Here is a 20,267-nt window from a genome sequence, read left to right as displayed (position 1 = left end):
TTCAAACGACGCTCGTAAGAAGCGCGGCAAGAACAAGGGAACAACCAATGACCAAAGTCATCCGAAACGGCACCATCGTCACTGCCGACCGCACCTGGAAGGCCGATGTGCTGATGCAGCACGGCAAGATCGTGGCCATCGGTTCGGGCCTGCATGGCGACCACGAGTTCGATGCCACCGGCTGCTATATCATGCCGGGCGGCATCGACCCGCACACCCATCTCGAAATGCCGTTCATGGGCACCTATTCGGCCGATGATTTCGAATCCGGCACGCGCGCGGCGCTCTCCGGCGGCACGACGATGGTGGTCGATTTCTGCCTGCCGGCGCCGCAGCAGTCGCTGCTCGAAGCCTTGCAGATGTGGGACAACAAGACCTCGAAGGCGTCCTGCGACTATTCCTTCCACATGGCGATCACCTGGTGGGGCAAGCAGGTGTTCGACGAGATGGCCACTGTCGTCGACAAGGGCATCGCCTCGTTCAAGCATTTCATGGCCTACAAGGGCGCGCTGATGGTCGACGACGACGAGATGTATGCGTCGTTCCAGCGCTGCGCCGATCTCGGCGCGCTGCCGCTGGTGCATGCCGAGAATGGCGACGTCGTTGCCGCCCTGTCGCAGAAGCTGCTGGCTGCCGGTAACAACGGCCCCGAGGGCCACGCCTATTCACGGCCACCCGAAGTGGAAGGCGAGGCGACCAACCGCGCCATCATGATCGCCGACATGGCCGGCGTGCCGCTCTATGTCGTGCATGTCTCCTGCGAGCAGAGCCACGAGGCGATCCGCCGGGCGAGGCAGAAGGGCATGCGGGTGTTCGGCGAACCGCTGATCCAGCACCTGACGCTGGACGAGAGCGAGTATTTCGACAAAGACTGGGATCATGCGGCGCGCCGCGTGATGAGCCCGCCCTTCCGCAACAAATTGCACCAGGATTCGCTGTGGGCGGGCCTGCAGGCGGGCTCGCTGCAGGTGGTGGCGACCGACCATTGCGCTTTCACCACCAAGCAGAAGCGCAACGGCGTCGGAGATTTCACCAAGATCCCGAACGGCACCGGCGGGCTCGAAGACCGCATGCCGGTGCTGTGGACCACAGGCGTCAACACTGGCCGGCTGACGATGAACGAGTTCGTCGCGGTGACCTCGACTAACATCGCCAAGATCCTCAACATGTATCCGAAAAAGGGCGCCATCGTCGAAGGCGCGGATGCCGACATCGTCGTCTGGGATCCCAAGCGAAAGAAGAAGATCACTTCTAAGCAGCAGCAGTCCGTCATCGACTACAACGTGTTCGAAGGGTTCGAGGTGACCGGTCTGCCGCGGTTCGTGTTCTCGCGTGGCGAACTGTCGATCCAGGAGGCCGAGATCAAGGCCAAGCCCGGGCATGGAGAATTCGTCGGCCGCGAGCCGAATGCGGCGGTCAACCGGGCGCTGTCGACGTGGAAGGAAATCTCCGCGCCGCGCAAGGTGGAACGCACCGGCATCCCGGCGACCGGGGTTTGAGCTTGGCGCGTTCGGCCGCGCTCATTTCGTTGGTCCTGATGGCAACTGCCTCAGGTCCGGCAGCAGCGGACGGCCTACTGGCCGGCTCCTGGGGCAATGATGTCGGCTGCGCCGGCGTCAAAGCCGGTTATCAGGAGAGCGATGCCTATATCGTGCTGACCGCCGAAGGCGTCGAGACCTATGGCAGCGGCTGCCGGTTCACACAGCAATTGACATCGGTGCTGGGCGCGCAATCGCTTGGCGCGACCTGTTCGGCGGAAGGCGAGGCGGGAACGACAATCGAAACCGTCATGGTCACCAACAAGGGGGAGGATGGTTTCTTCGTCACCATCCCCGGCCTTGAGGAAATGGGGCCGCTGCAATTATGTTCGTGACGGTGCCGATGGCGGCCATTCCGTCGATGCTGGCCTCACGCGACCAGCGCATCCAGTTCCGGCAGCAGGACGACGCTTTCCTGTTCGTTGGGATCGGTGCGCGCAATGACGGCCGAAGACGGGGCGCTGCTCAGATTGGCCGGCAGATGCGGCACGCCGGCGGGAATATAGAAAAGGTCGCCGGCCTTGGTGACGATATGATGCTCGAGCCGGTCGCCGTACCAGGTGTGGACTTCGCCGGAGAGCACATAGATCGCCGTCTCGTGGCTCTCATGCATATGCGCCTTGGCGCGCGCGCCGGGCGGGATGGTGAGCATGTGCATGCAGATGCCGGAGGCGCCGACGGTTTCGGCGGTAATGCCGGCGAAATAGGTCAATCCCTGCTTGCCTTCATAAGTGCTTTCAGGGCGGATAAGATGACAAGTGGGTTTGGGCGACATCGGGGAAACTCCGGGCGTCGATCGAGTGGGACAAGACCAATGGGACAGGGCGAGTGGAAAACAACGTCGCGATAAAAGCAATCGGATTCCAGCCGCCGCAGGGACGGAAACAGGCAGGCGGCAGCCGATGACGGGGACTTCGCCAGCCGTCGTCGCGGCAAGCAAACTCGGACTGACCTTCCAGACCAATGACGGGCCGGTGCAGGCGCTGTCCAATGTCGATCTCACCATCGGCAAAGGGGAGTTCGTCTCCTTCATCGGGCCTTCGGGCTGCGGCAAGACCACGCTGCTGCGCGTCATCGCCGATTTGGAGAAGCCGACCTCGGGGACGATTTCGGTCAACGGCATGACAGCAGAACAGGCGCGCGAGAAACGCGCCTATGGCTATGTTTTCCAGGCCGCCGCCCTGTTTCCGTGGCGGACGATCGAGCGCAATGTCGGGCTGCCGCTGGAGATCATGGGTCTGTCCAAGGCGGAGCAAGGCGAGCGTATCAAGCGCACGCTCGACCTCGTCAACCTCTCTGGTTTCGAGAAGAAATATCCCTGGCAGCTCTCGGGCGGCATGCAGCAGCGCGCCTCGATCGCCCGTGCGCTGGCCTTCGACGCCGACCTGCTGCTGATGGACGAGCCGTTCGGCGCGCTGGACGAGATCGTGCGCGATCATCTCAACGAGCAATTGCTGGAATTGTGGGGACGCACCAACAAGACCATCTGCTTCGTCACGCATTCCATTCCGGAAGCCGTCTATCTGTCGACGCGCATCGTCGTCATGTCACCGCGCCCGGGCCGCGTCAGCGACATCATCGAATCGACGCTGCCGAGAGAGCGGCCGCTCGACATCCGCGAGACGCCGGAGTTTCTGGCGATCGCAGCGCGCGTGCGCGACGGGCTGCGGGCAGGGCATAGCTATGATGATTGAGCGCCCTGGCAAGCGAGCGGCCACCCACGCCTTCGTCATCCTAGGGCGCCGCGAAGCGGAGTGCGAAGAGGGAGCGCCCCACCAGACCTTCGTCATCCTAGGGCGGAGCAGGCGCGAAGCGGCCTGCGCAGACCCTAGGATCCATGCCGCGACGTGCGCCGAAGGGCAAAAACGGTTCAGAATATCGGCCAAGCAGGGCGAGGCACAGGGAGCCTTGTTCCGCACCGTTGCGGAGCACAGAGGTAACGGCATGGATCCTAGGGTCTGCGCCGCGTCGCTTCGCTCCTTGCTTCGCCCTAGGATGACGAAGGCGTGGTGGGCCGCCCGCGTTACGCAGAGCGCACGCCTCGCGGGCGAGGGCCGCTAGATGGACACCTTCCGCGACAAACTCATCCCCGTCACCTCGATCCTCGCTGGGGTGGTCGTGCTCTGGTATGTCTTCGCTGTCATCCTCAACACACCGTTCCAGCGCGATCTCGACCGCCGTGCCAATGAGACCTCCACGTTCAGCGAACTCATCGGCAAGACGTTGTCGCAGCCGAAGCCGACATTGCCGGCGCCGCATCAGGTGGCGGTGAATTTCTTCGAGAACACCTTCCTGCGGCCTATCACCTCGAACCGCAGCCTCGTCTACAATGCCTGGGTGACGCTGTCGTCGACGCTGCTCGGCTTTGCCTTCGGCACGGCGCTCGGCATCATCATTGCGGTCGGCATTGTCCATGTGGCGACGCTCGACCGTAGCCTGATGCCGTGGATCATCGCCTCGCAGACCATTCCCATCCTGGCAGTGGCGCCGATGATCATCGTCGTGCTGGGGGCGATCGGCATCAGCGGCCTGATCCCGAAGGCGATGATCTCGACCTATCTGTCGTTCTTCCCGGTGACTGTCGGCATGGTGAAGGGGCTGCGCTCGCCCGAGATCATGCATCTCGACCTGATGCACACCTACAATGCCAGTCGTGCGCAGACCTTCTGGAAGTTGCGCGTGCCGGCCTCGGTGCCGTTCCTGTTCACATCGATGAAGGTGGCGGTCGCGGCAAGCCTGGTCGGCGCCATCGTCGGCGAACTGCCGACCGGCGCTGTCGCCGGCATCGGCGCCAAGCTTTTGGCCGGTGCCTACTACAGCCAGTCCATCGACATCTGGTCGGCGCTGGTTGCTGGGTCTGTGGTGGCGGCACTTCTGGTCATGGTGGTCGGCATTGCCGGGCGCCTCGTCGACCGCGCCATGGGCGGGAGGCCGGCATGAACCGGCTGAAACCCTCCTGGCAAGCGGTGCTGGCGATCACGCTGTGCTTGATCGCTGTGGCGCTCGGCCCGATCGCCGCGCCGAAAGTCGATGCACTGGCGCAGCCTTCAGGGACGTTGATATACCCCTATGTGGCGACGAACTGGCTGATCTTCGGCGTGCTGCTTCTTGTTGCCTTGATCACGATGGCCAGAATACCGTCCGTCGTCGAAGCGGTTGTGCTTTTCATCGGCGCACATCTGGTCGCCTGGCTGCTGATTGGCGGCATCGCCGGCTTCGAGGGCCTGGCACGGGCGCCCTATTTCCTGCTGCTCACGGGTGCCTGGCTGCTTGGCTGGCGCTGCGTGGCGGTGCTGTCATCATTGCGTCCCTTCGCCAAATGGGCTCGCACCGCGCTGCGCCTGATCATCCCGGCCATCTTCGGCGCCTGGATACTGATTATCTGGGAAGCGGTGACGCGCGGGGCCGGCATACCCTTCATCCTGCTGCCGCCGCCAAGCGCCATCGGCGCACGCATTGCCGGTTCGCTGCCGGTGCTCGGCGCCGATATCAGGCAGACCATTTTCAAGGCGGTGATCTTCGGCTATGTGGTGGGCAGCGGCGCCGGCTTCATCACCGCGGTCCTCGCCGATCGCGTGCCGTTCCTGCGGCGCGGCCTCTTGCCGATCGGCAACATGGTCTCGGCACTGCCGATCATCGGCGTCGCCCCGATCATGGTGATGTGGTTCGGGTTCGACTGGCAGTCCAAGGCGGCGGTGGTCATCATCATGACCTTCTTCCCGATGCTGGTGAACACGGTCGCCGGCTTGGCCGCCTCCGGCCACATGGAGCGCGACCTGATGCGCACCTATGCGTCGGGCTACTGGCCGACGCTGCTGAAGCTCAGGCTGCCGGCAGCCGCGCCCTTCATCTTCAACGCGCTGAAGATCAACTCGACGCTGGCGCTGATCGGGGCCATCGTCGCCGAGTTCTTCGGCACGCCTGTCGTCGGCATGGGCTTCCGCATCTCGACCGAGGTCGGGCGGATGAACATCGACATGGTCTGGGCCGAAATCGCAGTTGCAGCACTTGCGGGTTCGGTCTTTTATGGCGTGGTCGCTCTTGTCGAAAGAGCCGTCACGTTTTGGCATCCCTCTGTCCGTGGTGGATAGGGGCGGTGGGTTTAGGGCACTAACTTCAGAGGGTAAAAAAATGAAAAGACTGATTATTCCCGTTCTGGCCGGCGCGATGTCGCTCGCCGCGTTCCAGGCAATGGCCGCCGACAAGGTGACGTTGCAACTGAAATGGGTCACGCAGGCCCAGTTTGCCGGCTACTATGTCGCCAAGGCCAAGGGTTTCTATGAGGCCGAAGGTCTCGACGTCGACATCAAGCCGGGCGGTCCCGATATCGCGCCCGAGCAGGTGATCGCCGGCGGCGGCGCCGATGTCATCGTCGACTGGATGGGCGGTGCGCTGGCTGCCCGCGAAAAGGGTGTGCCGCTGGTCAACATCGCCCAGCCGTTCAAGAAGGCCGGCATGGAACTGGTCTGCCCGAAGGACGGCCCGATCAAGACCGAAGCCGACTTCAAGGGCCACACGCTCGGCGTCTGGTTCTTCGGCAACGAGTATCCGTTCTACGCCTGGATGAACAAGCTCGGCCTCAAGACCGACGGCGGCCCGGACGGCGTCACCGTCTTGAAGCAGAGCTTCGACGTGCAGCCGCTGATCCAGAAGCAGGCGGATTGTATCTCGGTCATGACCTACAACGAGTACTGGCAGTTGATCGACGCCGGCTACAAGCCCGAACAGCTGACCGTGTTCAACTACTCGGCCATGGGCAACGACCTGCTCGAGGACGGGCTCTATGCGTCGGAAGACAAGCTCAAGGACCCGGCTTTCGAGGACAAGATGGTGCGTTTCGTGCGCGCTTCGATGAAGGGCTGGAAATACGCCATCGACAACAATGACGAGGCAGCAGGTATCGTCATGGACGGCGGCGGCCAGGACGAAAACCATCAGAAGCGCATGATGAGCGAAGTCGCCAAGCTGATCGACAATGCCGACGGCAAGCTCGACCCGGCAACCTACGAGCGCACCGCCAAGGCGCTGCTCGACCAGAAGATCATCACCAAGGAGCCGACCGGCGCCTACACCACCGCCATCACCGACAAGGCAGTGAAGTAAGCCTAGTTAGCAACATTTCGATCTCGAAAACGGCGCCTCTGGTCAGAGGCGCCGTTCTTTTATGGTGTTCATGACGAAGCTGGTTTCGATCGAGGCGACGCATTTCAGCCGCGCGATCTTTTCCTTGATGAAGCGCTCGTACTGTTCGAGGTTTCCCGTCACCACCTTCAGCACATAGTCGCGTGAACCGGTGACGAGGTGGCATTCCAGCACCTCTTCCCAGCCGCGGATCGCGTCCTCGAACATCACGATCTCGTCTTCGTTCTGACGGCTGAGCCGGATGGTGGCGATGGCGACCATGCTCCAGCCAAAGGCTGAGGGATCGACCAGCGTGGTGTAGCCCCTGATAATTCCGGTCTCCTCCAACCGCCGCACCCGCCTCAGGCAGGGCGATGGCGACAGACCGATCCGCTCGGCAAGCTCGTGGTTGGTGATGCGGGCGTCGGCTTGCAGCTCACGCAGGATCTTGCGGTCGAAATCGTCGGCTATCTTCTGCTGCACGTTCGGTCTCTCCGGGCAATTTGTTGCGGGAATGCAGCCATGAGAGCCCCAAAATAGCAAGAACTGGTGGAACAGGATCGCATAAATTGCCGTTCAATATTTCACTCGAACAGGCAGGAAAGATCATGACCGCGCCACGCCCGTCGAAAACCCATATCGGCAACCACAAGCTCCACCCGCAGACGCTGATGCTGAGCTATGGCTTCGATCCGCAGCTTTCGGAAGGCGCGGTCAAGCCGCCGGTGTTCCTGACCTCGACCTTCGTGTTCAAGTCGGCGGAAGAAGGACGCGACTTCTTCGATTACACCTCCGGCCGCAAGGAGCCGCCGAGCGGCACGGCGTCCGGCCTGGTCTATTCGCGCTTTAACCATCCCAACAGCGAGATCGTCGAGGACCGTCTGGCGATCTATGAAGGGACGGATGCCTGCATCCTGTTTTCATCAGGCATGTCGGCGATCGCCACGACACTGCTCGCCTATATCAGGCCGGGCGACGTCATCCTTCATTCGCAGCCGCTTTACGGCGGCACCGAGACGCTTTTGACGCGCACGCTCTCCGGTTTCGGCATCGGTGCTGTCGGTTTCGCGGACGGCGTCGACGAGACGGCGGTGCGCACGGCCTCCGACGCCGCCGTCGCGAAGGGCCGCGTGTCGGTCATCCTGATCGAGACGCCGTCAAATCCGACCAACAGCCTGGTCGACATCGCGCTGATGCGCAAGATCGCCGACGAGATCGGCGCGAGCCAGGGGTCGACGCCGATCGTCGTCTGCGACAACACGCTGCTCGGCCCGGTGTTCCAGCGGCCGATCGAACATGGCGCCGACGTGTCCGTCTATTCGCTGACCAAATATGTCGGCGGCCATTCCGACCTGATCGCGGGCGCCGCCATGGGCGGCAAGGCGGTCACCAAGCCGATCAAGGCGCTGCGCGGCGCGATCGGCACGCAGCTCGACCCGCATTCCTGCTGGATGCTCGGCCGCTCGCTGGAGACGCTGTCGATCCGCATGGAGCGGGCCAACGACAATGCGCGGCTGGTCGCCGAATTCCTGCGCGACCATGCCAAGGTCGAGAAGGTGCATTACCTGCCGTTCCTGGGCGAGGACACGCCGGCTGGCCGCACCTACAGGGCGCAATGCACTGGTGCCGGCTCGACCTTCTCCTTCGATATCAAGGGCAGAGAGAAGGCGGCTTTCGCCTTTCTCAACAACCTGCAGATCTTCAAGCTGGCGGTGAGCCTGGGCGGAACGGAGTCCTTGGCCAGCCACCCCGCGGCCATGACGCATTCGGGCATACCCTTCGAGGTGCGCGAGCGCATCGGCGTGCTGGAGACCACGGTCAGGCTGTCGATCGGCGTGGAGCACCCGGACGATCTGATCGCCGACCTGACGCAGGCGCTGGCGGCGGTCTGACGCTCCCCGTATCCGGGGTATCGCGCGGTCCATTAGTTTGCACGTAAGTGTTACTCGCGCGCAGCCATTCGCTCTTATAAGCGTTGTGCCGATACATCCGCGCGCCGGGGAGCCGTGGCTGGATGTCATCAGCAAACGGAGATCCTCATGCGTATCCAATCCTTGGCGCCGATGCTTTCGGCACTGGCCATCTCGGCGTCCTTCCTTACGGCAGCGCCGGCCCTGGCCGAGACGGTGAAGCTGAAAGCGACGCTCGACGGCGCCCAGCAGAACCCGCCGGTGACCACAAAAGGCAAGGGCACCGCAGCTCTTACCTTCGACACGGCCACGAAGAAACTCAGCTGGAACGTCAAACATTCCGGCCTCAGCGGGTCGGCGACCGCCGGGCATATTCACGGCCCAGCCGCGATGGGTGAAAACGCCGGGGTGGCGATCCCGTTCAAGGGCAAGCTCAAGAGCCCGATCAAAGGGTCGGCCGTGCTGACCGACGCGCAGGCCGCCGACCTGATGGGCGGCAAGGATTATGTCAATTTGCACACGGCAGCCAACAAGGACGGCGAAATCCGCGGACAGATCGAGGCCGCGAAATAGCGCAAGCCGCATGACGAAAAGGGGCGGGCGACCGCCTCTTTTTTTGTTTGGACTACGCCTTGTCGCGTATCTGCGTCATCGTCTTGGTCGGCGTGATCGCTTCGGGGTCGAGGCGGATTTCCACGATCGCCGGCTTGCCGCTGGCGCGGGCACGTTCGAAGGCGGGAGCGAAATCGGCGGTCTTGTCGACCGTTTCGCCATGGCCGCCATAGGCGCGGGCGAGAGCCGCGAAGTCGGGGTTCTTAAGATCGGTGGCGACGACGCGGCCGGGATATTCGCGCTCCTGATGCATGCGGATGGTGCCATAGATGCCGTTGTTGACGACGACCACAATGATAGGCAGGTCATACTGCACGGCGGTGGCGAATTCCTGCCCGTTCATCAGGAAGCAGCCGTCGCCGGCGAAGGCGACCACGGTGCGCTCCGGAAACAGCTCTTTGGCAGCGACGGCCGCAGGCGTGCCATAGCCCATCGAGCCCGATGTCGGCGCACCTTGAGTGGCGAAGCGGCGGAAGCGGTGGAAGCGATGCACCCAGGTCGCGTAATTGCCGGCGCCGTTGGTGAGAATGGCGTCGTCGGGCAGCATCTTTTCGAGGTAGTTCATGATCGGGCCCATCTGGACCGAGCCGGGGCCGCCTTCCGGTGGCGTCGACCAGTCGAGATAGGAGGCATGCAGCTTTGGTGTCTCGGCTGCCCAGGTCGGCTCCGAGGCCGGCTTGCGCTTGGCGAAAGCGTCGATGAAGGCGGACGGCGAGGCGTTGATCGCCAGTGTCGGCCTGTAGACGCGGCCGAGCTCGCCAGCGTCGGCATGGACATGGACCAGCGTCTGGTCGGGGTAGGGGCTTTTCAGCAGCGTGTAGTCGGACGACGGCATTTCGCCCATGCGGCCGCCGATCAGCAGCACGAGATCGGCCTGCTTGATCGCTGTGGCCAGCTTGGGGTTGATGCCGATGCCGACATCGCCGGCATAGTTCGGGTGCAGATGATCGAACAGCATCTGGCGGCGGAAGGAGCAGCCCACCGGCAGCGACCACGCCTCGGCGATCGTGCGCATTTGCGCCACCGCCTCGGCGTCCCAGCGCGTGCCGCCGAGGATGACGAACGGCCGCTTGGACTTGGCCAGCAGCTTTTCCAGCGCATCGAGCTCCGCTTCGCCCGGCCGTGTCTCAACCGGCGTGTGCGGCAAGGCGATAGGTGCTTCGACGATGCTGGTCAGCATGTCTTCGGGCAGCGAGATCACCACCGGGCCGGGCCGGCCCGATGTCGCCACCGCGAAGGCGCGGGTGACGAATTCGGGGATGCGCGAGGCGTCGTCGATCTCGACCACCCATTTGGCGATATCGCCGAAGAACCTCTTATAATCGACCTCTTGGAACGCTTCACGCTCCTTGGCGTGGCTGGCGACCTGGCCGATGAACAGGATGACGGGTATAGAATCCTGCATGGCGATGTGGATGCCGGCCGAGGCGTTGGTGGCGCCGGGGCCGCGGGTGACGAAGCAGATGCCGGGCTTCCCGGTCAGGCGGCCGTGGCAATCGGCCATCATCGCGGCACCGCCTTCCTGGCGGCAGACGATGGTGCGGATCGCAGAATCGTGCAGCGCGTCGAGCACCGCCAGATAGGATTCACCCGGCACACAATAGATGCGGTCGGTGCCGTTGGCTTCGAGCGCGTCGACGATGAGTTGTCCGCCGGTCTTCATTGTCCAGACTTCTCCAGTTCGGCAAGGATTTCTTGCGTGTGCTCGCCCAGGCGCGGCGAGGGGCGCTCATAGACCAGCGGCGTGCCCGACATCACCATCGGCGCACGCACCGAAGGCAGAAGATTGCCATGGCCGTCCTCGAGATCAAGCCGCATGCCGCGCGCGATCGTCTGCGGATCGGCAAACATCTGGCCGATCGTGTTGATCGGGCTCGCCGGCACGCTGGCCGCTTCCAGCTTGGCCAGCAGCGGATCGCGGTCAAAAATCTTCAGCGCGTCGATCATGCGCTCACGCAATTTCACCCGGTTGGCGACCCGGGCGGGGTTGGTGGCGAAGTCGGGATTGGCAGGCAGGTCGCCCAGTCCGACAGCGGCGCAGAATTTGGCGAACTGGCCGTCATTGCCGACCGCCAGGATGATGTGCCCATCCCGGACCGGCACCACCTCGTAGGGGGCGATGTTCATATGCGCATTGCCCATCTGCACCGGCGATTTGCCGGAGACGAGATAGTTCAAATTCTGGTTGCCGAGCGCCGAGATCTGGGTGTCGAAGAGCGCCATGTCGACGTGCTGGCCTTCGCCGGTTTGTTCGGCATGGCGCAATGCTGCCTGGATGGCGATGACCGAATAAAGGCCGGTGAAGATGTCGGAGATGGCGACGCCCGCTTTTTGCGGCTCGCGGCCGACCTCGCCGGTGATCGACATCATGCCGGCCATGGCTTGGATGATGAAGTCGTAGCCGGCGCGCGGCGCATAGGGTCCGTCCTGGCCGAAGCCGGTGATCGAGCAATAGACGAGGCGCGGGTTGATCTTGCGCAGGCTGTCATAGTCGAGGCCGTATTTCTTCAGACTGCCGAGCTTGAAGTTCTCGATCAGCACGTCCGAGGTGGCGACCAGTCGGCGCACGGTCTCCGCGCCTTCCGGCGCCGAGAAATCGATGGCGACGGAGCGCTTGCCGCGATTGCAGGAGTGGTAATAGGCGGCCGACAGGTTCTCGCCGTCCTTGCCCATGACGAAGGGCGGGCCCCATTTGCGGGTGTCGTCACCGCCATCGGGGCTTTCGACCTTGATGACATCGGCGCCGAGATCGGCAAGCAATTGCCCGGCCCATGGCCCGGCAAGGATGCGGGCGAGTTCGACGACGCGGACGCCTTTCAGCGGGGGCTCAGCCATGGATCACCGTGGTTGTCGCAATCACCGTGATTGCTGCGAAAGCAGAGCCTCTATCAAGCCCTGCAACGGCTGTCACGGCTCTTGCAATGGGCCAATCCGTCACGCTTTGAGGACTTTGTCGGCCCAGGCGGCGAAATCATCCATGATGATGTCGCGATTCACCTCGTTCAGGCTTTCGTGGCGGGTGTCGGCGTAAACCTTTGAAACCAGATTCGAAAAGCCCATCGCGCGCATGCGGCTGGCAAGATGCGTGATCCCTTTGCCATAATCCGAGGCGGGATCTCTTTCGCCGCCGACGATGCTGATGGGCAGGTCGCGCCGGATGCCGGCAAAGCCGGCATCCTTGCCGCCGTTCAGCGCCATCGAGACCACATCGCGCCACATCGATACCGAGGCATCCCAGCCGCAGAGCGGATCGGCGATGTATTTCGCCACTTCCGCCTCGTCGCGCGACAGCCAGTCGAACAATGTGCGGTGATTGGGCACCGCCTTGCCCCAGGCCTGGAAGGTGAGCTTCGGCAGCAGACGCGATGGCACGTCGGAGCCGAGCCGCATCCGTTCCCAGGCAAGGATGCCCAGCGCCACCTGTCCGAGCAGGCCTTGGGAGAAATTGCCGTTCCAGATAGCGGCGGCATGAACGCGCGGCGAGTGGCGTAACAGGTAGTTCAGCGCGACCGACGCTCCCATCGAATGACCAAACAGGATGACCGGTCTGTTTGGCTGTTCGCGGGCGATAAGATCATGGATGGCGCCGACGTCGGCTATCACCTTGGCCGGGCCGTCGCTGGCGGCGAACCTGCCGAGCGGCGCGTCGGGGGCCTTGGTCGCGCCATGGCCGCGATGATCGTGGACATAGACGTGGAAGCCGCGGGAGCCAAGAAAATCGGCAAAGCGGGCATAGCGCGCTGCGTGCTCGGCCAATCCATGATTGATATGGACGACGGCGCGTGCCCGGCCATCGGCCTGCCTGACGAAAAGATGGAGATCGGCACCGGTCGGCGAGGCAACCACGCGCTGCTGGCTGAATGACATGCCGCTCGGTCCCGCCCTTGCTTTATCGTCGTTGGCTTTGTTTGCGCCGGCCCACATTATGCGTCAATCCAGCAAACCCGCTTTTCGCGACGATGTTTCTTGCGTTTGGCCAGCAAAATATCGCAATTCTGACATGGAGACAGCTTCAGTCTGTCGCCCACTTGTCCAGCCGAGGATTTTCCATGCGCATTGGTGTCGTTTTCGGATTGGCCATGCTGGCCGCGTCGCTGGCCGGTGCCGCGCGTGCCGACGTCAAGATGAGCGGCTCCTTTGTGGCCGACGCTGCCTGCCCGGCAACGCAAGCCATCAAGAACGGCAAGAACCCCGGCAATGTCTCGACCGATGCCGGGCAGAGCTATCAGCTGCTTGCCGGCAACAAGGATACGCCGACGCATTATCTCATCCTGGTGCCGGGCGCCGATCCGGAGCGCCGCTGGGTGAAGGTCAGCTGCGGCCACGTTTCCGGCAGCAGCGCGGCGACCGTGCCGGCCGCACCTGACGGGCAAGGCAAGCCGGCGGCATCGGGGAAACCCGAATACGTCTTCGCGCTGAGCTGGCAGCCGGCGTTTTGCGAGACAAAGTCGAACAAGACCGAATGCAGGGCGCAGAGTGCTGGTGATTTCGACGCCACGCATTTCACCTTGCACGGTCTCTGGCCGCAGCCGAACGGCAATTTCTATTGCCAGGCGACGGCGAGCGACAAGGCCAACGACAATCCGGCCCACTGGAAAGACCTGCCGCCGGTCAATCTTGACGCCAACACCCGCACGGAACTCGATCAGGTGATGCCTGGCACGGCCTCCCACCTCGATCGGCATGAATGGATCAAGCACGGCACCTGCTACGGCAAGAGCCAGCAGGACTATTTCTCCGATGCGCTCAACCTGATGCGCGCGGTGAACAGCTCGCCGGTGCGCGAACTCTTTGCCAAGAACATCGGCGGCAAGCTGACGGCGGACCAGATCCGCGGCGCTTTCGACACTGCCTTCGGGGCGGGAGCAGGGGATCGCGTGCGCGTTTCCTGCGTCATCGATCCGTCGAGCGGCAGGCGGCTGATCGGCGAACTGACGCTCGGCCTCGCGGGTCCGATCGGGCCCAACAGCTCGCTTAAGGATCTGCTGCTGGCTTCGGTGCCGACCAACAAGGCCGGCTGCCCGACAGGCAATGTCGACGCGATCGGCTTCCAGTAACGCTCAACAGAGATACCGGGCTGTCGCGCTGCCGCGCCCTGGTGCTATGCTGCGAGCGCATCATTCTGGCGGGGGCGGCAATGGATGGCATGACGAGCAGCGCGCTGGCGCGGCTGGCTTTCTGGGCCAAGGGCATGGTCTCGATAAACGATGCCCGCATGGAATGGCCGGGCTTTTCGTATACCGACGCCGAGTGGGCACGCATGCGGACGCTCTCCAAACCGATCGGCGTCGGCACCTACCAGCTGTTCACGATCGTCAATGCGGCGATCTTCATCACGATCGCGGCGATCGGCATTTTCGGTGTCTTCCTGCCGCTGGCGACGCTGCTGTTTCCCATAGCGGCGGAAACCAGCGCGCTGAAGTTTTCGCTCCTGCTGGCCGCTTGCGCTTTCCTGATCATCGGGCTCGGTCTGCCGATCTCGATGCACCTTTCGGCCATGCTGGTGGGCGGCAAGACGGTGCGGGCGGTGCTGGTTCCAGCACTCGGCGACGAGGCGTTGGCGTCAAAAGTGTCCTGGCAGATCAACCGCATCATGCTGGTCATGTGCGGCCTGCTGGTGCCAGGCATCCTGCTGTTCATTGCCTACGATATCCAGGCCGGGCCGATCATCACGGTGCTGAAATGGCTGGCGATCGCGCTGATGGCGGTTTCGACCGTGACGGGCTTTCGACGGCAGAGGAATTCGTAACGAACTAGATCTGTGCGGATTTGGTCCGCGCAGCGGCCGTGTCGGCTTCTTGGCCGCCCGGCTCGCCGACGACGCGATCGCGGCCGGTCGACTTCGCCTTGTAGAGACGCTGGTCGGCAAGCGCGAACAGGTCGGCAAGGCAGCGCGTGGTTTCGCTGACGCTGGAAACGCCGGCGCTGACGGTGAATTCGAATCGACTGGTAGCCGCTGAAGCCTTGATCGCATGGCGAATGCTTTCGCCAAACAGCCTGGTAACCGAGTGCGGACGAGAACTGAGGATGGCGAATTCCTCACCGCCGATGCGGAACACCTAGTCCTCGGGATTGGCGACCTCGCGCAGCAGCGCGGCAACGGCTTTCAACACCTTGTCGCCTTCGGCATGGCGGAAACGGTCATTGATCGATTTGAAATGGTCGACATCGATGATCAGCAGGCTGAGCGGCCTGGCGGTGCGCAGGCTGGTCTGGACGGCGGCTTCCCCGTCGGCGTCGAAGCGCCCGCGGTGCAGCAGGCCGGTCAGGCCGTCCCGTCCGACATGTTCGACCAGCGCTTCGTAGCGTTCGCGATAGGTCAGCGTATCGAAGATATCGGTCAATCCGCGCGGCGCGGTGACTTGGCGCTCCTCGAACCCTTTGAGATAGGCGACGAGCATGGTGCTGAACGTCACCGCCGCCGCCATCTTGGCGAACCAGCCGCCGAAAAAGACGGCTATCGGCGCGCCGGCAACGAAATGCAGGGCGGTGAAAAACCCGGCCTGGTCGAAGGTCAGCACGCAAGCGACCGAAATCAGGATGCGCGCGAACGGCGCCTTGCGCAGATAACGCCCGAGCTTTTCATAAAGCAGGATGATCAGGATGGCATCGACGAACAGCAGCGTCGTGCCCCACACCATCAGCCAGCCCATCTGGTCGATGAAGCCGATGTCTGGAAGCCTGCCGTCGGGAAGTGCCGCGATGACGTGCAGGCGCAGCAGCAGCACCAGCCCGATCATCAGCGCATTGCCGAGCAGCAGGCCGTAGATCGGCTGACGCACAGTGGCGGCATCCTCCTTCATGTAGAGCAGCAAAAGCATCACCAGCTTGCCGGAAAACAGCACCGCCGAGCCAGGCGAGACCATGCCGAACGGCAAGGCGACATAAAAAACGCTGGCGAGGTAGGTCTCGAGGAAGTGCATGACACCGAGCGCGCAGATGAACACGCCGAGGCCGATGCGCCTCCGGAAGCGGAAAAGCGTCACCATGACGCTGAAATAGACGACCGCTTCGGCAAGGAGCAGGAAACTGTTCAGCAATGCCGTCGACCCGATCTCTTTCTCGAAATCGCGAATAGCGAGCGATTCCACTCCGATCCTGTTTTGACGCCGAAGAGTTAACCGGAGATTTCAGCACGCTTCGTGCTGGTGGAAAACTTCGGCGGTTGGCGGACACTTCCGCGTGTGACCGGGCAGATATGGCAAAAGCGATTGCCGTTCGCCGCCGCATCGCCTACATAGCGGCCAACCTCCACTCAATTCGACAGATCCAGTCAGTTTTCTGGGCCAGTCAGTTTTTTTCAGGGAAAGCGCGCGTGGCACGCCAGTTCATCTATCACATGGCCGGCCTCAACAAGGCCTATGGCACCAAGAAGGTGCTCGAGAATGTCCATCTCTCCTTCTATCCCGACGCCAAGATCGGCATCCTCGGCCCCAACGGTTCGGGCAAGTCGACGATCCTCAAGATCATGGCCGGGCTCGACAAGGAGTGGAACGGCGAAGCCTGGCTGGCCGAAGGCGCAACCGTCGGCTACCTGGCCCAGGAGCCGGCGCTCGATCCGGACAAGACCGTGTTCGAAAACATCATGGAAGGCGTTGCCGCCAAGACCGCGATCATCGAACGCTATAACGAATTGATGATGAACTACTCCGACGAGACGGCCGACGAGTCGGCCAAGCTTCAGGACGAGATGGACCGGCTCAACCTGTGGGATCTCGAACAGCAGGTCGAGATGGCGATGGAAGCGCTGGGCTGCCCGCCCAAGGATTCGGAAGTCACCAAGCTTTCGGGCGGCGAGCGGCGCCGCGTCGCGCTTTGCCAGCTCTTGCTGCGCCAGCCCGACCTTTTGCTGCTCGACGAACCGACCAACCATCTCGACGCCGAAACCACGGCGTGGCTGGAAAAGCATTTGCGTGCCTATCCGGGCGCCGTGATGATCATCACCCACGATCGCTACTTCCTCGACAACGTCACCGGCTGGATCCTCGAACTCGATCGCGGCCGCGGCATTCCCTATGAGGGCAACTACACCAAATACCTCGAAGCCAAGGCCAAGCGGCTCAAGCAGGAAGGCCGCGAGGACGATGCCCGCCAGCGCGCCATCGGCCGCGAGCGCGAATGGATCCAGTCGAGCCCGAAGGCCCGCCAGACGAAGTCCAAGGCGCGTATCCAGGCGTTCCAGGATCTTTTGGATGCAGCCGACAAGCGGCGGCCGAGCGATACGCAGATCGTCATCCCGCATGGCGAGCGGCTCGGCAATGTGGTGATCGAGGCGGAAGGCCTGTCGAAGGGCTTTGGCGACACGCTTTTGATCGACGGCCTGGAATTCAAGCTGCCGCCCGGCGGCATCGTCGGCGTCATCGGCCCGAACGGCGCCGGCAAGACGACGCTGTTTCGTATGATCACCGGCCAGGAAAAGCCGGATGCGGGCTCAGTGCGCGTCGGCGAAACGGTGAAGCTCGGCTATGTCGACCAGAGCCGCGATGCGCTCGATCCGTCAAAGACGGTGTGGGAAGAGATTTCCGGCGGCGCCGAAGTGGTCAAGCTCGGCAAGTTCGAGGCCAACACGCGTGCCTATTGCGCGTCGTTCAACTTCCGTGGCGGCGACCAGCAGCAGAAGGTCGGCAATCTGTCCGGCGGCCAGCGCAACCGCGTGCATCTGGCCAAGATGCTGAAGACCGGCGGCAATGTGCTGCTGCTCGACGAACCGACCAACGATCTCGACACCGAAACGCTGGCGGCACTCGAAGACGCGCTGGAAAACTTCGGCGGCTGCGCCGTCATCATCTCGCACGATCGCATGTTCCTCGATCGCCTGGCGACGCACATCCTCGCCTTCGAGGGCGACAGCCATGTCGAGTGGTTCGAAGGCAATTTCGAGGATTACGAGCAGGACAAGATCCGCCGCCTCGGGCCGGATGCCGTCAACCCGCACCGCATGACCTACAAGAGGCTGACGCGGTAAGGGGTTTTCCGGGCGGCGAATTCTCAAGAAGACGTGAGGAGTTCACATGGCTGATTGGTCCGCCGCCCAATATCTGAAATTCGAGGATGAGCGCACGCGGCCGGCGCGGGATTTGGTCGCGCAGGTGCCGGTGGACTTCCCGCGCCGGGTCGTCGACATCGGCTGCGGGCCGGGCAATTCGACCGCGCTGCTTGTCGAGCGCTGGCCGGATGCTGAGGTGAGCGGCTTCGACACTTCGCCCGACATGATCGAGAAGGCGCGGGCGCGTCTGCCCGAGGTCACCTTTGATCTGGCCGATGCATCGAAGTGGCAGCCGGCCGAACCGGTCGACGTGATCTTCGCCAATGCGGTGTTCCAGTGGCTGCCCGAGCATCCTGCGGTGTTCCAGCGGCTGATGGGCTTCCTGGCGCCGGGCGGCGCGCTGGCCATCCAGATGCCCGACAATATGGGCGAGGACTCGCACCGCCTGATGCGCGAGACCGCCGCCGAAATGCCGTTTGCCGACAAGCTCAAGGGCGCGGCACGTGGGCCGTTGCCATCGGTGTCGTTCTATTATGACCTCCTGTCGCCGCTCAGTGACCGGTTGCACATCTGGCACACGATCTACAACCACCCGCTTGCCGATGCGCAGGCGATCGTCGAATGGGTGAAGTCGACGGGCCTGAAACCGTTCCTCGATCCGCTGGGTGCCGATGAGCGGACGCTGTTCCTCGAATGTTACACGGCCAAGATCGCCAAGGCCTATCCGAAGACGGCTGATGGCAAGGTGCTCTTGCGCTTTCCGCGCATTTTCATTGTCGCAAAACGAGCTTGATTATCCGTGTTGCGCGGCGTCTTAGGGCCGCTTGGCTTTGCCTGTGGCCATGTCGAGGATCGGCTTAAGTCGGCCCAGATCTTTGGTTTAAGCCGGCGTAAACCGCCTCGGTGAGAAAACTGTTGCGCCGGAGCATTCCGGCGCCCACATGAAGCCGCAGCGCCTGCGGATGGGACGGACTGGACATGCATCGCGTCATCATCAGCGGCATCGGCGTTGAAATCCCCGAGCCCACAATCACCAATGAAGAACTGGTCGCCAGCTTCAATGCCTGGGTCGACCTGGAAAACGCGCGTCGCCTGGATACTGGCGAGCCGCCGCTGCCGAAATCGGACAGCGACTTCATCGTCCACGCCTCGGGCGTGCGCACCCGCCATGTCATCGAGCGCGAGGGCATTCTCGATCCGACCCGGATGGCGCCGCGCATTCCGGCGCGGCCCGACGACGCGCTGTCGCTGGAGGCGGAGTTCGGCATCGCCTCGGCGAAGAAGGCCCTCGACCACGCCGGGCTGCAGCCGTCGGATATCGACCTGGTGATCTGCTCGGCCTCGCATCACCAGCGGCCCTATCCGGCGATCGCCATTGAAATGCAGGAGGCGTTGGGGACGAAGGGCGCCGGCTTCGACATGGGGCTTGGCTGTTCCTCGGCCGCGGCCGCCTTGCACGTTGCCGTCAACCTGGTGCGGTCGGGCGCGCACAAACGCATCCTGGTGACGACGCCGGAGATCATCACCGGGCATCTCAATTTCCGCGACCGGCAGACGCATTTCATCTTCGGCGACGCTTCGGTGTCGATGGTGGTCGAAGGCCTGGCCAAGGGCGACAAGCGGCCGGGGCGCTTCGAGGTGCTCGACACGCGCGTCTGGACGCAGATGTCGAACAACATCCGCACCAATCTGGGCTATCACACCCGCACCGCCCAGGAAGATCCTTACATGATCAACCTGGAAGGCAATCTGATCAAGCAGGTCGGCAACAAGGTGTTCAAGGAAGTCACCGTCGCCGGGCAAAAATTCATCGTCGAATTCCTCGCCGAGCACGGGCTGACGCCGCAGGCGATCAGGCGCTTCTGGCTGCATCAGGCCAATGCGCGCATGAATGCGATGATCCTGAAACTGTCGTTCGGCCACGAAGTCGACCACGACCGCGCACCGATGGTGCTGGAGCGGCTGGGCAACACGGCGGGCGCCGGCGCCATCGTCGCGCTGTCGGAGAACCACGCCGACATGAAGCCCGGCGATTTCGGCCTGATCTGCGCCTTTGGCGCGGGGTATTCGATAGGCGGCGCGCTTCTCAGGATGCTGTAG

Annotated in this window: 18 protein-coding genes and 1 pseudogene; 13 read left to right on the top strand and 6 right to left on the bottom strand. The window is 63.0% G+C overall.

What is annotated here, in order from left to right; all coding sequences use genetic code 11:
- The first annotated feature begins 47 nt into the window (after window positions 1-47).
- Together hydA and NKJ04_RS09625 are read left to right on the top strand one after the other, a co-directional pair.
- Window positions 48-1,499, top strand: coding sequence for a dihydropyrimidinase (hydA, locus tag NKJ04_RS09630; RefSeq protein ID WP_352674526.1), 1,452 nt, complete (start codon window positions 48-50; stop codon window positions 1,497-1,499).
- A 2-nt stretch (window positions 1,500-1,501) separates the two neighbouring features.
- Window positions 1,502-1,873, top strand: coding sequence for a hypothetical protein (locus NKJ04_RS09625; RefSeq protein ID WP_023813188.1), 372 nt, complete (start codon window positions 1,502-1,504; stop codon window positions 1,871-1,873).
- Window positions 1,874-1,908: 35 nt separating this feature from the next.
- Here NKJ04_RS09625 and NKJ04_RS09620 read toward each other — a convergent pair whose 3' ends face one another.
- Window positions 1,909-2,313, bottom strand: coding sequence for a cupin domain-containing protein (locus tag NKJ04_RS09620; RefSeq protein WP_127296050.1), 405 nt, complete (start codon window positions 2,311-2,313; stop codon window positions 1,909-1,911).
- 127 nt (window positions 2,314-2,440) lie between these two features.
- Between NKJ04_RS09620 and NKJ04_RS09615 the strand changes: the two genes are divergently transcribed.
- The 4 genes from NKJ04_RS09615 to NKJ04_RS09600 all read left to right on the top strand — a co-directional run bounded on the left by NKJ04_RS09615 (window position 2,441) and on the right by NKJ04_RS09600 (window position 6,641).
- Window positions 2,441-3,232, top strand: a complete 792-nt coding sequence (locus NKJ04_RS09615; protein ID WP_023813186.1) for an ABC transporter ATP-binding protein — start codon at window positions 2,441-2,443, stop codon at window positions 3,230-3,232.
- A gap of 367 nt (window positions 3,233-3,599) precedes the next feature.
- Window positions 3,600-4,478, top strand: a complete 879-nt coding sequence (locus tag NKJ04_RS09610) for an ABC transporter permease (protein ID WP_023813184.1) — start codon at window positions 3,600-3,602, stop codon at window positions 4,476-4,478.
- Window positions 4,475-5,629, top strand: a complete 1,155-nt coding sequence (locus NKJ04_RS09605; RefSeq protein WP_023813183.1) for an ABC transporter permease — start codon at window positions 4,475-4,477, stop codon at window positions 5,627-5,629. The genes NKJ04_RS09610 and NKJ04_RS09605 overlap by 4 nt, the downstream gene beginning before the upstream one ends.
- Window positions 5,630-5,669: 40 nt before the next feature.
- Entirely contained in the window at window positions 5,670-6,641 is a 972-nt protein-coding gene (locus NKJ04_RS09600) for an ABC transporter substrate-binding protein (protein ID WP_013894623.1), read from the top strand.
- A gap of 42 nt (window positions 6,642-6,683) precedes the next feature.
- Here NKJ04_RS09600 and NKJ04_RS09595 read toward each other — a convergent pair whose 3' ends face one another.
- Complete coding sequence (locus NKJ04_RS09595; protein ID WP_023813182.1) at window positions 6,684-7,142, bottom strand: Lrp/AsnC family transcriptional regulator; 459 nt, start codon at window positions 7,140-7,142, stop codon at window positions 6,684-6,686.
- 125 nt (window positions 7,143-7,267) lie between these two features.
- On the opposite strand from NKJ04_RS09595, the gene NKJ04_RS09590 reads away from it, so the two are divergent.
- On the top strand, window positions 7,268-8,551 hold the full coding sequence (locus NKJ04_RS09590; protein WP_023813181.1) for a cystathionine gamma-synthase family protein: 1,284 nt from the start codon (window positions 7,268-7,270) through the stop codon (window positions 8,549-8,551).
- Between the two features lie 147 nt (window positions 8,552-8,698).
- On the top strand, window positions 8,699-9,142 hold the full coding sequence (locus NKJ04_RS09585; RefSeq protein WP_352674520.1) for a CHRD domain-containing protein: 444 nt from the start codon (window positions 8,699-8,701) through the stop codon (window positions 9,140-9,142).
- 52 nt (window positions 9,143-9,194) lie between these two features.
- Here the strand turns inward: NKJ04_RS09585 and NKJ04_RS09580 are convergent, their stop codons facing one another.
- The 3 genes from NKJ04_RS09580 to NKJ04_RS09570 form a co-directional block, all read right to left on the bottom strand.
- Entirely contained in the window at window positions 9,195-10,844 is a 1,650-nt protein-coding gene (locus NKJ04_RS09580; protein ID WP_352674517.1) for a thiamine pyrophosphate-binding protein, read from the bottom strand.
- Entirely contained in the window at window positions 10,841-12,016 is a 1,176-nt protein-coding gene (locus tag NKJ04_RS09575; RefSeq protein WP_352674515.1) for a CaiB/BaiF CoA transferase family protein, read from the bottom strand. Before NKJ04_RS09575 ends, NKJ04_RS09580 begins: the two co-directional genes overlap by 4 nt.
- A gap of 99 nt (window positions 12,017-12,115) precedes the next feature.
- Entirely contained in the window at window positions 12,116-13,048 is a 933-nt protein-coding gene (locus NKJ04_RS09570) for an alpha/beta fold hydrolase (protein ID WP_352674514.1), read from the bottom strand.
- Between the two features lie 182 nt (window positions 13,049-13,230).
- Here NKJ04_RS09570 and NKJ04_RS09565 point away from each other — a divergent pair, with 182 nt between their 5' ends.
- Both NKJ04_RS09565 and NKJ04_RS09560 read left to right on the top strand, forming a co-directional pair.
- Window positions 13,231-14,238, top strand: a complete 1,008-nt coding sequence (locus tag NKJ04_RS09565; RefSeq protein WP_023813176.1) for a ribonuclease T2 family protein — start codon at window positions 13,231-13,233, stop codon at window positions 14,236-14,238.
- Window positions 14,239-14,318: 80 nt separating this feature from the next.
- The gene (locus tag NKJ04_RS09560; protein ID WP_352674511.1) at window positions 14,319-14,930 is read left to right on the top strand and encodes a hypothetical protein; all 612 of its coding nucleotides are present in this window, start codon (window positions 14,319-14,321) and stop codon (window positions 14,928-14,930) included.
- A 4-nt stretch (window positions 14,931-14,934) separates the two neighbouring features.
- Here the strand turns inward: NKJ04_RS09560 and NKJ04_RS09555 are convergent.
- Window positions 14,935-16,221: pseudogene (locus NKJ04_RS09555) on the bottom strand (GGDEF domain-containing protein).
- Between the two features lie 275 nt (window positions 16,222-16,496).
- On the opposite strand from NKJ04_RS09555, the gene ettA reads away from it, so the two are divergent.
- The 3 genes from ettA (at window position 16,497) to NKJ04_RS09540 (ending at window position 20,267) form a co-directional block, all read left to right on the top strand.
- Entirely contained in the window at window positions 16,497-18,146 is a 1,650-nt protein-coding gene (gene ettA, locus NKJ04_RS09550; RefSeq protein ID WP_013530923.1) for an energy-dependent translational throttle protein EttA, read from the top strand.
- A gap of 46 nt (window positions 18,147-18,192) precedes the next feature.
- Complete coding sequence (gene tam / locus NKJ04_RS09545; protein ID WP_352674508.1) at window positions 18,193-18,960, top strand: trans-aconitate 2-methyltransferase; 768 nt, start codon at window positions 18,193-18,195, stop codon at window positions 18,958-18,960.
- A gap of 185 nt (window positions 18,961-19,145) precedes the next feature.
- Entirely contained in the window at window positions 19,146-20,267 is a 1,122-nt protein-coding gene (locus NKJ04_RS09540) for a beta-ketoacyl-ACP synthase III (protein ID WP_128303467.1), read from the top strand.

The sequence above is a fragment of the Mesorhizobium sp. M0618 genome (assembly GCF_040320765.1).
Lineage (GTDB): Bacteria > Pseudomonadota > Alphaproteobacteria > Rhizobiales > Rhizobiaceae > Mesorhizobium.
The sequence above is the reverse complement of the archived record's forward strand: the minus strand, read 5'-3'. Positions and strand labels throughout refer to the sequence as shown.